Consider the following 12,824-nt stretch of genomic DNA (forward strand, 5'->3'; position numbering starts at 1 on the left):
AATCATTTTTTCTACTCTGTAACATCCTCTTTCAAATGTGCAATGGAATTATTCCTTAGTTTACTTTCATAATCTTTAAGCAGCTTAAAGAATACTCCACTAAGTGCCACGCAGGTAAGTACATTAATAAATGTAGGCAAAGCAGTCATTACATCAGCAAATAACCACATTGTCTTTGGTGGAAGCCCTACTGTAACTGCAAGTACAACCATTGCGTACTGTGACAAAGGATAAATATATCTTATAACTTTAATAATTTGCTCGTTCTTTTCTGACTCGCCAAACATAAACTTTAGGATTGTCTCAGCATATGTCCATTGACCTGTTGATGTGGTCCATGCAAATATAAATATAGCCACATTTAATAATACTCTTCCCGGATAACCAAGAGCTGATTCAAATGCTGTTAATGTTAATGTTGCACCTGAAGCTCCAGAGGACCATACTCCTGTAGTTAATATCACAAGCGATGTCATAGTACCAACTATTATAGTATCAACAAACACTTCAAATGTTCCCCATAATCCCTGATCAATTGCACTCTTTACTTTAGCTGTTGCATGTGCCATTGGTGCTGTACCAAAGCCAGCTTCATTACTATATACAGACCTTGAAACACCTCTCTTGATTACCGCTGATAAAGCAGCACCACCGAAGCCCCCTACTGCAGCCATTGGCTTAAATGCAGCATGAAAAATAAGGCTAAAAGTTGGAACTACATTTTCAATATTTATAAATATAATAATTAATCCACCAACTAAATAGAATCCTGTCATTAATGGAACAACTTTTGATGCCATTTCTGCAATTCTTTTGATTCCTCCAAATAGAACTAAATAAGTAAGTACAACATAAATAGTTCCAGTTACCATCATTGGTATTCCAAATGTTGATTCGAATGATTCTGCCACTGTGTATGACTGTAAGCTAATAAATATTACAAAAAACATTCCGAATATAAATATTCCCGCCAGTAACTTCCACCATTTCACACCGCGCTCTATTCCTAGTCCTTTTTTAATATAATACATTGGACCACCGTATGTGCTCCCATCAGGATTTACTTCCCTATAATGAACAGCTAGTGTCACTTCAACCATTTTAGTCATCATTCCTACAAATGCAGCTACCCACATCCAGAACACTGCTCCTGGTCCACCAGTTGCTATAGCACTTGCCACCCCTGCAATATTTCCAACACCAATTGTACTTGCTAATGCTATACTTACTGCTTGAATAGGTGATACAATACCCTTTTCGCTACTATTATCGCTCTTAAATATAGATCCAAATGTTTTTTTCATAATAAAGCCAAATTTTCTAAACTGGAAAAATCCCGAACCAATTGTGAAAAATAAGCCTGAACCGATTACAAGTATAATAAGCGGTAATCCCCATAAAAAATCAGCCAAAGTTGCTAATAAATTTCCCATATTTATGCCCTCCGTTTACATATTTCATCTTTAATTTTAATTAAAGCTTTCTCACCTCTGTAATGATGTTTTCTACTGCCTGCTTCACATATTTAGGATCTGTTGCTAAATTCAATCTAATAAAGCCTTTATAGTTTTCACCAAACTGTTCGCCATAATCTACCGCTAGATGGCATTTATCCTGAATAAATTTCTGTAATTTTTCCGGTTCAATACATTTACGCATATCAATAAACAGCAAATAAGTTCCTTCTAAAGCACAAACCGTTACATCTGAAAGCTTTTCATTTAATTCCTCTTTTAGATAATTATAATTATCACTAATTACTTCCATAAGATTTGACAACCACTGTCCGCCATGAGTATATGCTGACATAGTAGCGGTCAGCCCCATGATATTCATCTCTGTTCGATTTAATCCACTGGCAAATTTATCGAAAACTTTCATTAAATTATCATTTGTAATGATAATATGCGAATGAAGCAATGATGCTAAATTAAACGTTTTCGAAGCAGAAGATACTGTGATAACTATATCACGATATATCCCCTCAGAAACAGCTGCAGATGGGATAAATGAATTTTCTCCAAGTACAATATCCTGATGAATTTCATCACTTACTACTAAAACATTGTGTTTTTTACATATTGCCAGAACTTTATCTAGTTCCTCCTCCCTCCACACTCTTCCTACTGGATTGTGTGGGGAACATTGGATAAACATTTTTACTTCATTTTCCACTATTGTCTTTTCAATTGCTTCATAATTCATGGTGAAATATCCTTCATTGTAATCCAAATCAACAGCCACTAGCTTTCTTCCATTGTTTGTAACTACATTGTGGAATGGATAATAAACTGGTGTTAAAATCAGACAAGCATCTTCTGGATTTGTAAATGCATGAATAGCCCATGCAATTGCGGTTATACAACCTGTTGAAAAACGTACCCACTCTTTTTGAATTGGAAAATTATATCTCTCCTCCATCCAATCCGAAAATGCTTTATAATATTCATCTGAAACAGAGGAATATCCAAATACCCCATGCTTGATTCTTTGGGTCATGGCCTCAGTAACCTGGTCACAGGTTTTAAATTCCATATCTGCAATCCACATGGAAATCAGATTAGAATCTCCATATTTACTTTGTAAACCATCCCATTTGAAACAGTTTGTCCCACGTCGCTCCACTAGATACTTTTCTAAGAACTCTTGTTTGTCCATAAACTACCCCTCCTGAACTTTCTTCAGAACTTCATCCAGTTCAAAGGTTTGTGCGCCATCTTCTAACGTAAAGAATGGAATTCCAATGCCACCATTCTTTTTTACATTATCGTACATTGGATTGTTTTCACGCACCTCTAAAAAAGCCTTAAGTGCAGGGAAACTTGAGGAAATATCCTCAAATTGAACCTCTGCTTTTTGGTCTTTTAGCTTGTATAGCGCATATAAAGTATCTTTACATAAATGACTTCCAATTACATTAACCTTCATTATTCACGTCTCCTTTTTATTTTTCAATAGCAATTGCTTCTATTTCGCAAAGAACTCCCTTTGGAAGTGTTTTTACTGCAACACAACTTCTAGCTGGCTTTGATACAAAGTACTTAGCATAAACTTCATTAAAAGCTGCAAAGTCTCCCATATCAGCTAAAAAACATGTGGTTTTAAACACTTTATCAAAACCCGTTCCTACCTCTGAAAGAATTGCTCCAACATTTTTACAGCTCTGTTCTGTTTGTGCGGCTATTCCTTCTGCTACAGTGCCATCTTCTGGATTGACTGGAATCTGTCCGGAAGTGTATACAATCCCGTTTACCACAAATCCCTGAGAATAAGGTCCAATTGCTCCCGGTGCATTTTTTGTTTCAATAATCTTCATAATTCTGCCTCCTATAAAACTAACAAATTTCTGTGTATTTTTCATTATGTTTTGTATTAACTGCCTCACATATACGTTTCAAACCTTCTTCTATGACAGACTTCGGACATGCTAAATTTAACCTAATAAAACCGTCGGAATTTTGAACGAACATATTTCCGCCTTCAAGCAGAACCCCTGCCTTATATGCAAAGAACAATGGTAAATTCTCATCTTCCTCAAAATAAGCACTTAAATCTACCCATGCAAGATAAGTGGCTTCCGATATTTTAAATTTTGCCTTTGGTAAATTTTCTGAAAGATATTCCTTAGTAAATCTGAAATTTTCATCTAAATAAGCTCGTAATTCCTCAAGCCAAGCTTCTCCTTTTTCATAGGCTGCTTGAGCAGCTGCAATGCTTAAAGGATTATCAAAATTATAATGTCTGCTAAGCCATATTTCTCTAAGTTTTTCATCTGGAATAACAATATGTGAAATCATAAGGCCAGCCATATTAAATGTTTTGCTAGGTGCCATACAGGTAACTAGTTTATTATAATCTGGCATAACCTTCCCTAGTGGAATATGTGTTTGATTAAGGCGTATTAAATCGCAGTGGATCTCATCGGAAATAACCCAAAGCTGATGCTTTTCTATAATTTCTGCCATTTTCTTAAGTTCATCCTCTTTCCATACACGGCCTGTAGGATTGTGAGGATTACAAAGAATAAGGAGTGTTGTCTTCTCATCTGCAGCTTTTCTTTCTAAATCTTCAAAGTCTATTGTATAATATCCATCTTCATTAACTAAGTCTGAGCATACGCACTCTCTATGATTAAAATCAGCTGCATACTTGAAATATGCATAGGATGGTGTTAAGAAGAGAACCTTTTCATCCTCTTTACAAATATAATCCACTAGCTCGTACAATGCTGGAATAATACCATTTGACATAACTAGCTCCTTTTTATCAAATGTCCATCCATAACGCTTCTTGCACCAATTGGCAAAAACCTCATAATAGCTATTTTCAAATACTCTTGTATATCCGAAAATACGTTTTTCCAGACGTTCTTTAATACCATCAATTACAACATCTGGAGTCGCAAATTCCATATCTGCAACCCACATCCTTATAAATTCTTCATCTTTATAAGGAAAGATCATTGTGTCATCTGCATGAAAAATATAGCTGCGGAATCCATCCGTATTCATGGCATTTGTATTTCTACGGTCAATAATTTCATCAAAATTATACATACTTTATTCCTCCTATTCCATTAAAATGGAATTTTCTACTATGATGATCTGCCCCTAGTCTACTTCTTTGTTTTTAGTGTCCGGGTATAGTTTGTACAAAATTTAATACATCTCATTCCTTTCTTTTTATGTGCAGCCTCATCTTGTATCTAATTTTAGCAATTAAGTTTTTCCATATCAAACCACTCAAAGTTTCCTGTGGATGGACTTTTTTTTACTTTTTTCTACTCACAATGGATTTCCTGCCTCTTTTATGCTAAAATTTTTCTATATAACGAAAACTTATAGAACTTTTTAAATTTTGTGTATTTATACGAAACTATTTATTTATACAGGGAGGAAAGTTATGTCTGAGATTAGTACACAGGTTGGCAAACAAATTCGCGCTTTTAGAAAAATGCGAAAATTAACACTGGATGAGCTATCCAATATGCTTCATAAAAGTAAATCCACAATTTCCAAATATGAAAAAGGAGAAATCTCTATTGATATACAAACACTATATGAAATTGCTGATGCTCTGCAAATTCATGTTGAGCAATTGCTTTACCTTCGTCCCAAACGTACTGTTATCTCTCCCCAAAATAACAGCCCTGCCTTTTTCAGTGGCGCATCCCAATTTTACTCCTATCTTTATGACGGCCGAAGCAATAATATCATACGTTGTGTATTTGACGTTCTCTCTGAAACAGAAAATAACCAATACAAAATTATGATGTATATGAACTATAAAGATTTTGAGAATTATCAAAACTGTGAAAACACCTATTGGGGATATATTGAACATTATGATGCTCTTACACGCATTTCCCTTGTTAACAAGGATACACCTATGGAAAAGGCCAGCGTTCAAATACTAGCCTCCTATTTAGATTCCGGCACTAAATGGGGATTGTTTAACGGATTCTCGTCGAGACCAATGATGCCAATTGCTGTTAAAATGCTGTTTTCGAAAACCCGTTTAAAGGAAGATTCTGCTCTGATTCATCAGCTTAAGGTTTCCAAAGATGATATACGATTGCTGAAATTATACAACATGCTATCTGTAACTTAGAGAGGGATCATTATTAATATGTAAAAAGCCGTACAATCTAATAGTTGTACGGCTTTTGGATAATTAAAAACTATGCTACACTGTATATCTTCACATCTGGGTCAGCAGCCCACAATGGTTTGAGACCTACAAAAACATCTTTGTTGAATAACTCACTATCTAAATATGCCTGTGCATGCTCTACGCTGTCAAATCCGTGAAGTACCTGAACGTCTTCATCGCGAATTAAAAGGTCTTTAGTAAGGGCACCAGGTATGTTATTTAAAAATGGCGCGCGATAATCCGCATAAATCTTTCCTGCAGCGCCTCTGTTTGTGTTGCTGATTTTCATTGTGATTTCAAGATAAGCTTTTACTTCCATTGTAAAATTCCTCCCTAAACATTCTTATATTTGTTTACTTCATAATCAAATTTTATTAAAAAAGCTACATAAGTAAAAGATATCAACAAATTTATGAGTAACTAATAAATTTCATAGTAACTTGTAAATTGATAGCAATAGAATATAATTTATATATAAAAAGTATTGGAGGGATGGAAGATGTATAAACCCAAATTAGAAAAGGAAATTAGATGCCCCTTAGAGTACGGATTGGATATATTCGGTGGTAAGTGGAATTCGCGTATTATATGTGTGCTGGCTGAAAAACATACCCTGCGTTACAGTGAAATTCGTAAGGAAATGACAGATATAACTGATGCAGTATTAGCGTCAACTTTGAAAAGCTTAATTTCAGATAACATAGTAAGGCGGGAACAATATAATGAAATTCCCCCTAAGGTAGAGTATTCATTAACAGATAAGGGTAAATCTGTTGTGCCTATTTTACAAAGTATTTGTAGATGGTCTGGGGCTTATCATAAAAATGAAAGTGAACATATAATGGCTCAATGCCAGAAATGTGATTATAATAATGAATAAAGTAACTAAGCTATTTAAAATCAATGCTTACTTAAAATAAAAGAAGCACCAGATAAGTCCAGTGCTTCTTTTGAGTTGCTTTTAAATTACCTTTACATAAAACTTTCTATTTCTTGGTCCATCAAATTCACAAAAATATATGTCCTGCCAAGTACCCAGCTTTAACTTTCCATTTTCAACAATTACGCTGCAGGATGAACCCAAGAATTATATATATTCATCAAATGATATTACTTTATATATTCAGTAACGAAATCAGTAAAAAGAATACCTTCCAAATGATCTATTTCATGGCAGAAGCATTTTGCTAAGTCTCCTGTACCTGTCAATATAATTTTCTCACCATTTTCATTTAATGCTTGTACTGTTACTTTTGCAGGTCTTATTAACTTACCCCATTTATTTGGAATACTCAAACAGCCTTCTACAACTTCTTGCGTTCCCTCTTGTCTAATTATCTTTGGATTTACTAATTTTATAAGTCCTTGTCCCATATCTATTACAACTAATCGCTTTAATATACCTACTTGTGGGGCGGCCAATCCGCCACCATTTTCCGTATTATACATAGTATCAGCCATATCATTTAATATTTGTCTTATTTTATCATCTACAACTTCAACTACCTTACTCTTTTTCCTTAATATTTCATCATCATACAACCTTATTTGCCTTAATGCCATTTAAACTACACCTCTACTTTGCTCTGCTCTTGATTTTCTTTCACTTTCTTCAAATAGAAAAATTTCTTCTATGGTACTATGAAATACTTTTGCAATATCATAAGCCAACCATATAGAAGGTTCAAATTTTTCTGTTTCAATAGCGTTAATTGCCTGTCTCGATACACCTATAAGTTCACCCAATTGTTCTTGGGTTAGCCCTAAATGTTCACGAAATTGTTTTATTTTATTTTTCATTAAGTATCACTCCTGTAATGTTTACCTTACATTATTAGTATAGTATTACCTTCACATAATGTCAAGTAAACCTTACATGCAATATAATAAAAACAGCAATAATTCCTTTGAATTTTATTGCTGTTTTTGTGTTATTATTTTAGATATTTTTTGTTTTGCACTTCAAAACGCAAGACGCTGCAGATAAATCCAGTGCTTCTTTTTGGTTGCTTTTAAATTACCTTTACATAAAACTTTCTATTTCTCGGTCCATCAAATTCACAAAAATATATGCCCTGCCAAGTACCCAACTTTAACTTTCCATTTTCAACAATTACGCTGCAGGATGAACCCATAAGTGAAGCTTTTATATGGGCATGAGAATTTCCTTCCATATGTAGATATCCATTTTTCTCAGGAAAAGCCTTATCTAAACCTAATAAAATGTCATGTACAACATCTGGATCTGCATTTTCATTTATTGTTACCCCAGCAGTGGTATGAGGAATGAAAACTACAGCTATTCCATCCTTAACATTACTTTTACTTACTTCTTCCTGTACAATTGAGGTTATATCTATGAATTGATCTTGTTTTGTAGTTTTTAATGAGTGTTCCATGATTTCACCCTTTCTATAAGTTCTTCTAAATTTTCATAACTCTATATCTTGCCACTTGCCATGTGGGTGGCACCTTTTGCGCTACCTAAACAGCCACCATACGCCTTCCTTTTCCCCTCTTTCCAAATTAAATCCCAGTTCTTCTGCCACTTTTACAACTTCTTCTTTAGTGCAAACATTTGAAAAATCTATTTCTATCTGGTTATTTTTTAAACCCTTTTCTCTCAGCTGCTGCTTTATGTAAATCCTCACAGGTTCAAGGTTACTAACCTCTGCTGTGTCTTCCTTCGTATCTTCGCCAGGACTAAATATCCTTTTCATGACTTCTTTAATGCCCATAACTTTTCTCCCTCTTTAAGAATTATATGTATATATTAATTATACGTTATACTCCAGATGCTTTACAATATTAAATGCCACAGTGTGGCCGCATCCTAAAGGGCTATAATATTCTTGATTGCCTCTATAATATATCTCATTTATTTACAATCCAAATATTCTATATTATTAATTATACTTTAAACTTACTTAGTGATTCACATAAACTATTTGACATCTCTGCAAGATTATTCATTGAAGATGCCACCTCTTCAATAGAAGCTGTCTGTTCTTCAGTTACAGAAGCAACTTCCTCTGTACCAGAAGTATTTTGATCTATTATTGTTACCATATTTTTCATGGACTTTTCCACAGATACTGCATTTTCATTAATTTCCTTTGTTTCATTGGCAACTTCTTTTATTTTATTTACCATTTCAAAAACAGAATCTTGTATAAGATTAAATGAATTATCTGTTATTTCAAGTGACGTTTCCTGTTCTTCTATTGACGCCTTTACATTAGTTACTTCATTTACAGCTTTTTCAATATCATCTTGTACTTCTTCTATTAAACTGCTTATCCTTTGTGTAGATTCCTTTGATAATTCAGCTAACTTTTTCACTTCATTGGCTACTACTGTAAAGCCCCTACCAGCCTCACCTGCTCTAGCCGCTTCTATGGAGGCATTTAATGATAATAAATTTATTTGCCCTGTAATTTGGTTTATAAATTCTACAACCTTTCCTATTTCATTGGATTTAGTAGATAGGTCAGAGACTACATCCGTTACATTTTGTGATGCTTTCTTAGTATTATTCATTCTATCACCTTGCTCTTTTAGGCTTGTAGTCCCACTAATTACAGTTTCCATTGCCTTGTTTGCAAGTTCGTTAATATATACCGTATTTTCAGTTATGATATTTAATCCTTCCACAACACCATGAACAGCTTTGTCACTTTGTTCCGCTAATTCAGCCTGTTTTGATGCATTTTCTGCTATGCTCACTATGGTTCCTGCAACTTCTTCCGCAGATGCACTAATTTGATCAGAGGCTTTCATTATATCTTTAGAGGATGCTGATACAGTTATGCTTGTATTTTTAGCTTCATGGATTAACTCTCTAATTTTTTCAATAAATCTATTGAATCTTTCTGTAACTTCACCTAATTCATCTTTTTTATGTACCTCACCCCTAATAGTAAGGTCCCCTTCTTCTGCTTGTTCCATTAATATCTTAAATTGTTCTATAAACTTTGTAATACCTTTATATGTAGATATAATCAAAACAGTAAAGAAAATAATTAAAATGATACCAAGAATTAAGATATACATTAGATTTCTATTAAAATTATTTGCATCAATATCAGATTGTTTTTTCATTTCTTCCATTTCTAACTTTGCTTTATCTTGTATTTGTTTTACTAATAAATCCATATCATCAGTAGGTTTTCTGTCTATGCCCTTTACTAATTTATCTACTATGCGGTGGCTCTCCATATTATTTGGGTCATAGCTTTTAATTGCTTTGCTATATTTATCATATAGTTCTTTATGATTGCTAAGTAATGTATCAACTGAAGAAATATCCATACCTTGTTTCTCCATGTCTTTCTTAAGCTTTAATAGCTGTGACTGAACATTATCATTTTCCTCCGAGAATTGAGCGTAATATTTCTTAAAAGATGCAGAGTCATAACCTCTTAACAGAGTATTTTTCCACTCCTGTACCTGTTTCTTGAAATCAACTTGAGCTTGTCTTGTCTCATCAACCATATTGATATATTCAGCAGTTATTTGTAACCTACTTTTGTGTTTTTCATTAAAATCTTTAAATGTAATCCATGAAAAACTAGTGATAATAAGTATAAATATCATAACAAATCCTATTAATCCATATAGTCTTACACTTATTCCTTTTCCACCCTTCATTTTAACCTACCTCCTAAAACATACTCTCTTACCACTTTAATTTAAATAATACAGAAATTATAGCACTGATCTTTTATATTCCTGTTAATTCAATGTTAAGTGAAAGTAAATTCATAATTTTATACCTGTTTGTTTATAATACAGTGTTGCTTATAGACAAAAACAAAAAAATAGCAGCCTCAATTGCAAATTGATAGCTGCTATATTACTAATTTAGCCACATGGTATCACATTCATCACAAATAAATATTGCTGTATCATTTTTAATAATCCTTGCCTTATGCTATATATTACTCTCCATATAATGCTGCATGCGTGGACATTGTACGAGACATTTCAAACAGCATTCACAGTGGTATACATCAACTATTAAATCTCTGTTCATACCTGGCTCCCAAGTAGTACCGTGAATTACATTGGCAGGGCATATATCTTTACAAACAGTACAGCTACCACATTTAGGCATTACCCTCTGCCTATTTTCAATAGGTAATGGTGCATTTGTTAAAACGGTACCTATACATAATGCACACCCATATTCTTCAGTAATCAACAAATTGTTTTTACCAATCCATCCCAATCCCGATAATATAGCAATTTTCTTATGTGGGAGCACAGAAGTTTTTGTAGCTTCTTCAAAGTACCCATTTATTATATTTTCATCTTATTATTGTCATATATCGATACTCATAGCCCTTTTAACATTTTCAACAGTCTCATTTCCTATCATATTTGCTTTTTTGCTACCATCAAGTATAATATCACGGACTTCTTTAATATTTTCTTCATAATAAGCACGCTTTTCTCTAAACGGGTCAAGTAGTAGATTTAATTTTTTTGATAAAAGATTTTTACAAGCTACACAACCAATATTGGCGTTTCTACACATCTCACAAATATTTTCATATTCACCTTGATTGAATGCTTTATGATATTTACTTACTGTACATATATCTGGATTACCCTTATCTTTTACGTTTATCCTATTGTTATCAGTAAGTGCTGATTTTACTTTTTTATTTACATCTTCAACGGTATCAGACAAATAGATAGCATTACCAAGACTTTTACCCATTTTAGAATTTCCATCTAAACCGATTAGTCGAGGAGTATCACTGATTAAGGCTTGTGGCTCTTTGATTATAATATTTTCTTTACCATATAATTCATTAAAACGCCTAACAATTTTTCTTCCTTGTTCTATGTGAGGAATCTGGTCTTCTCCAACCGGAACTAAATCAGCATTGCAGAAGGTCATATCCGCTGTTTGACTGACAGGATAACCTAAAAAACCATAGCTTAAATCATCGTATCCATATTGCTTAGCTTCAGTTTTTATAGTGGGATTATGGCGTAATGAATTCACGGAAACAAGCATGGAATAAAATACTGTCAATTCTGCAATTGAGCTAATTTTAGATTGTAAGAAAATAGTTACCTTATTTGGATCCAATCCTACTGATAAATTGTCGATTGCAACATCATAGATGCTTTTATTAATTAACTCTGGTCGTTCAAAATGGGTTGTTAAGGCCTGTATATCAGCTAATAAAATGAAGGTATCATATTCATCTTGTAATTTTACTCTATTTTGAAGACTTCCTACATAATGTCCCAAGTGTAACTTACCAGTTGTTCTATCACCTGTTAAAATTCTTTTCATTTTTAGTACCTCCTGTCAAATGTTATTAGAATGAACACCACCAACCATCATCCATAAAATCATCTCCTTAAAATAAAAAAACCTCTATCCCAAAGGGACAGAAGTTCATAATTCTGTTTTGCCACCCAAATAGCAAGTTCAACATACTAACATATGCTTCCATCATAACGGTTAGGATTTCCGTCAACGCCTACTCACATCTCTTTCGGGTTGCCCTCATGAGTCCATTCAACATAGATTCAAATGCTATATTCCCACCAACAATAGCTCTCTGGAATTCAATTTCATATGTTTACTACTCTCATTCAACGGTTTAATTTTTTATTACTTAATATGTTATACTACATCATAAGAAATTCTTTGTCAAGTTGAAAAAAATTGAGAATATTATGGGGTAATATAAAAAATCTTTACTTCACAATAATTTACAAATATCACTTAGCAATACTATACTAATCGGATATTTTCACATTGCTAATAACGTCCTTTAAAACCACTTAGTAGAAATATATACATTTTTACTAACATGTATTTTTCTTTTTATTATTAGTTATAGTGTTTTATAACATTGTAATATGATAATAAAAAAGTTAACCTATTAAATATGGTGAATAATGTTACCATTTTTGCAACGTAATGCTGCACCTACTGTGTGATTTTCATCAACTTCATCAAAGTTTTTATTGATAACTTGTTTTGCCTCCTCAATTAATTTCAAATCATTATCATCAATCATAATTAATAAATCTCCTTTATTAGTAATCATTTTTAATCCGCCATATAAGAAATATATGACATAATTGAATCTAAAATTATGTTACATCAACTCTACAAATTGGAATTTGTCGCTGTATTTAAG

16 protein-coding genes, 1 pseudogene and 1 other annotated feature are annotated in these 12,824 nt (G+C 33.2%); of the genes and pseudogenes, 2 read left to right on the top strand and 15 right to left on the bottom strand.

Going from position 1 to position 12,824, the window contains the following annotated elements; all coding sequences use genetic code 11:
- Nucleotides 1-11: 11 nt before the first annotated feature.
- From DP68_RS13765 to DP68_RS13785, 5 genes are read right to left on the bottom strand one after another with little or no spacing between them, the layout of a single operon-like run.
- On the bottom strand, nt 12-1,433 hold the full coding sequence (locus DP68_RS13765; RefSeq protein WP_035310482.1) for a sodium:alanine symporter family protein: 1,422 nt from the start codon (nt 1,431-1,433) through the stop codon (nt 12-14).
- 40 nt (nt 1,434-1,473) lie between these two features.
- Nucleotides 1,474-2,658 (bottom strand): MalY/PatB family protein, encoded by a 1,185-nt coding sequence (locus tag DP68_RS13770; RefSeq protein WP_035310484.1) that lies wholly within the window; start codon nt 2,656-2,658, stop codon nt 1,474-1,476.
- A 3-nt stretch (nt 2,659-2,661) separates the two neighbouring features.
- Nucleotides 2,662-2,928, bottom strand: coding sequence for a glutaredoxin (locus DP68_RS13775; RefSeq protein WP_035310486.1), 267 nt, complete (start codon nt 2,926-2,928; stop codon nt 2,662-2,664).
- A gap of 16 nt (nt 2,929-2,944) precedes the next feature.
- A complete protein-coding gene (locus tag DP68_RS13780; protein ID WP_035310489.1) occupies nt 2,945-3,316 on the bottom strand; it encodes a RidA family protein in 372 nt (123 codons plus the stop codon).
- A gap of 19 nt (nt 3,317-3,335) precedes the next feature.
- Nucleotides 3,336-4,556: a PatB family C-S lyase gene (locus DP68_RS13785; protein WP_035310490.1), complete on the bottom strand. Its 1,221-nt coding sequence runs from the start codon at nt 4,554-4,556 to the stop codon at nt 3,336-3,338.
- A gap of 346 nt (nt 4,557-4,902) precedes the next feature.
- Here DP68_RS13785 and DP68_RS13790 point away from each other — a divergent pair, with 346 nt between their 5' ends.
- Complete coding sequence (locus DP68_RS13790; RefSeq protein WP_035310492.1) at nt 4,903-5,610, top strand: helix-turn-helix transcriptional regulator; 708 nt, start codon at nt 4,903-4,905, stop codon at nt 5,608-5,610.
- A 70-nt stretch (nt 5,611-5,680) separates the two neighbouring features.
- Here DP68_RS13790 and DP68_RS13795 read toward each other — a convergent pair whose 3' ends face one another.
- Nucleotides 5,681-5,971: a hypothetical protein gene (locus tag DP68_RS13795; RefSeq protein WP_035310494.1), complete on the bottom strand. Its 291-nt coding sequence runs from the start codon at nt 5,969-5,971 to the stop codon at nt 5,681-5,683.
- Nucleotides 5,972-6,151: 180 nt separating this feature from the next.
- Here DP68_RS13795 and DP68_RS13800 point away from each other — a divergent pair, with 180 nt between their 5' ends.
- Nucleotides 6,152-6,532 carry a helix-turn-helix domain-containing protein gene (locus DP68_RS13800; protein WP_035310496.1) on the top strand — a complete coding sequence of 127 codons (381 nt, stop codon included), beginning with the start codon at nt 6,152-6,154 and terminating at the stop codon, nt 6,530-6,532.
- Between the two features lie 81 nt (nt 6,533-6,613).
- Here DP68_RS13800 and DP68_RS19305 read toward each other — a convergent pair.
- The 9 genes and pseudogenes from DP68_RS19305 to DP68_RS19315 all read right to left on the bottom strand — a co-directional run.
- Nucleotides 6,614-6,736, bottom strand: a pseudogene (locus DP68_RS19305) (YjbQ family protein); the annotation flags it as partial.
- A gap of 26 nt (nt 6,737-6,762) precedes the next feature.
- Entirely contained in the window at nt 6,763-7,215 is a 453-nt protein-coding gene (gene def, locus DP68_RS13805; RefSeq protein WP_035310499.1) for a peptide deformylase, read from the bottom strand.
- Nucleotides 7,216-7,452, bottom strand: a complete 237-nt coding sequence (locus DP68_RS13810) for a helix-turn-helix transcriptional regulator (RefSeq protein WP_035310500.1) — start codon at nt 7,450-7,452, stop codon at nt 7,216-7,218.
- A gap of 212 nt (nt 7,453-7,664) precedes the next feature.
- A complete protein-coding gene (locus DP68_RS13815) occupies nt 7,665-8,051 on the bottom strand; it encodes a secondary thiamine-phosphate synthase enzyme YjbQ (protein WP_035310502.1) in 387 nt (128 codons plus the stop codon).
- Nucleotides 8,052-8,132: 81 nt separating this feature from the next.
- Nucleotides 8,133-8,390, bottom strand: a complete 258-nt coding sequence (locus DP68_RS13820) for a hypothetical protein (protein ID WP_035310504.1) — start codon at nt 8,388-8,390, stop codon at nt 8,133-8,135.
- A gap of 172 nt (nt 8,391-8,562) precedes the next feature.
- Nucleotides 8,563-10,302 (bottom strand): methyl-accepting chemotaxis protein, encoded by a 1,740-nt coding sequence (locus DP68_RS19310; RefSeq protein ID WP_035310505.1) that lies wholly within the window; start codon nt 10,300-10,302, stop codon nt 8,563-8,565.
- 283 nt (nt 10,303-10,585) lie between these two features.
- Nucleotides 10,586-10,858: a hypothetical protein gene (locus tag DP68_RS13830; protein WP_291549340.1), complete on the bottom strand. Its 273-nt coding sequence runs from the start codon at nt 10,856-10,858 to the stop codon at nt 10,586-10,588.
- A gap of 117 nt (nt 10,859-10,975) precedes the next feature.
- Nucleotides 10,976-11,965 (bottom strand): tryptophan--tRNA ligase, encoded by a 990-nt coding sequence (gene trpS, locus DP68_RS13835; RefSeq protein ID WP_035310506.1) that lies wholly within the window; start codon nt 11,963-11,965, stop codon nt 10,976-10,978.
- 90 nt (nt 11,966-12,055) lie between these two features.
- Nucleotides 12,056-12,283, bottom strand: a binding site (T-box leader).
- A gap of 280 nt (nt 12,284-12,563) precedes the next feature.
- On the bottom strand, nt 12,564-12,731 hold the full coding sequence (locus DP68_RS19315) for a hypothetical protein (RefSeq protein WP_291549343.1): 168 nt from the start codon (nt 12,729-12,731) through the stop codon (nt 12,564-12,566).
- Nucleotides 12,732-12,824 lie beyond the last annotated feature (93 nt).

The sequence above is a fragment of the Clostridium sp. HMP27 genome, from assembly GCF_000765165.1.
In the GTDB taxonomy this organism is placed as follows: domain Bacteria; phylum Bacillota; class Clostridia; order Clostridiales; family Clostridiaceae; genus Clostridium_AK.

Excerpts from the sequence above, each read along its gene's own strand:
- DP68_RS13770 (WP_035310484.1), bottom strand. The coding sequence starts at position 2,658 with ATGGACAAACAAGAGTTCTTAGAAAAGTATCTAGTGGAGCGACGTGGG.
- DP68_RS13765 (WP_035310482.1), bottom strand. The coding sequence starts at position 1,433 with ATGGGAAATTTATTAGCAACTTTGGCTGATTTTTTATGGGGATTACCG.
- DP68_RS13820 (WP_035310504.1), bottom strand. The coding sequence starts at position 8,390 with ATGGGCATTAAAGAAGTCATGAAAAGGATATTTAGTCCTGGCGAAGAT.
- DP68_RS19315 (WP_291549343.1), bottom strand. The coding sequence starts at position 12,731 with ATGATTACTAATAAAGGAGATTTATTAATTATGATTGATGATAATGAT.
- DP68_RS13800 (WP_035310496.1), top strand. The coding sequence starts at position 6,152 with ATGTATAAACCCAAATTAGAAAAGGAAATTAGATGCCCCTTAGAGTAC.
- DP68_RS13780 (WP_035310489.1), bottom strand. The coding sequence starts at position 3,316 with ATGAAGATTATTGAAACAAAAAATGCACCGGGAGCAATTGGACCTTAT.
- DP68_RS19310 (WP_035310505.1), bottom strand. The coding sequence starts at position 10,302 with ATGAAGGGTGGAAAAGGAATAAGTGTAAGACTATATGGATTAATAGGA.
- def (WP_035310499.1), bottom strand. The coding sequence starts at position 7,215 with ATGGCATTAAGGCAAATAAGGTTGTATGATGATGAAATATTAAGGAAA.
- DP68_RS13795 (WP_035310494.1), bottom strand. The coding sequence starts at position 5,971 with ATGGAAGTAAAAGCTTATCTTGAAATCACAATGAAAATCAGCAACACA.
- DP68_RS13815 (WP_035310502.1), bottom strand. The coding sequence starts at position 8,051 with ATGGAACACTCATTAAAAACTACAAAACAAGATCAATTCATAGATATA.
- DP68_RS13775 (WP_035310486.1), bottom strand. The coding sequence starts at position 2,928 with ATGAAGGTTAATGTAATTGGAAGTCATTTATGTAAAGATACTTTATAT.
- DP68_RS13810 (WP_035310500.1), bottom strand. The coding sequence starts at position 7,452 with ATGAAAAATAAAATAAAACAATTTCGTGAACATTTAGGGCTAACCCAA.
- DP68_RS13785 (WP_035310490.1), bottom strand. The coding sequence starts at position 4,556 with ATGTATAATTTTGATGAAATTATTGACCGTAGAAATACAAATGCCATG.
- trpS (WP_035310506.1), bottom strand. The coding sequence starts at position 11,965 with ATGAAAAGAATTTTAACAGGTGATAGAACAACTGGTAAGTTACACTTG.
- DP68_RS13790 (WP_035310492.1), top strand. The coding sequence starts at position 4,903 with ATGTCTGAGATTAGTACACAGGTTGGCAAACAAATTCGCGCTTTTAGA.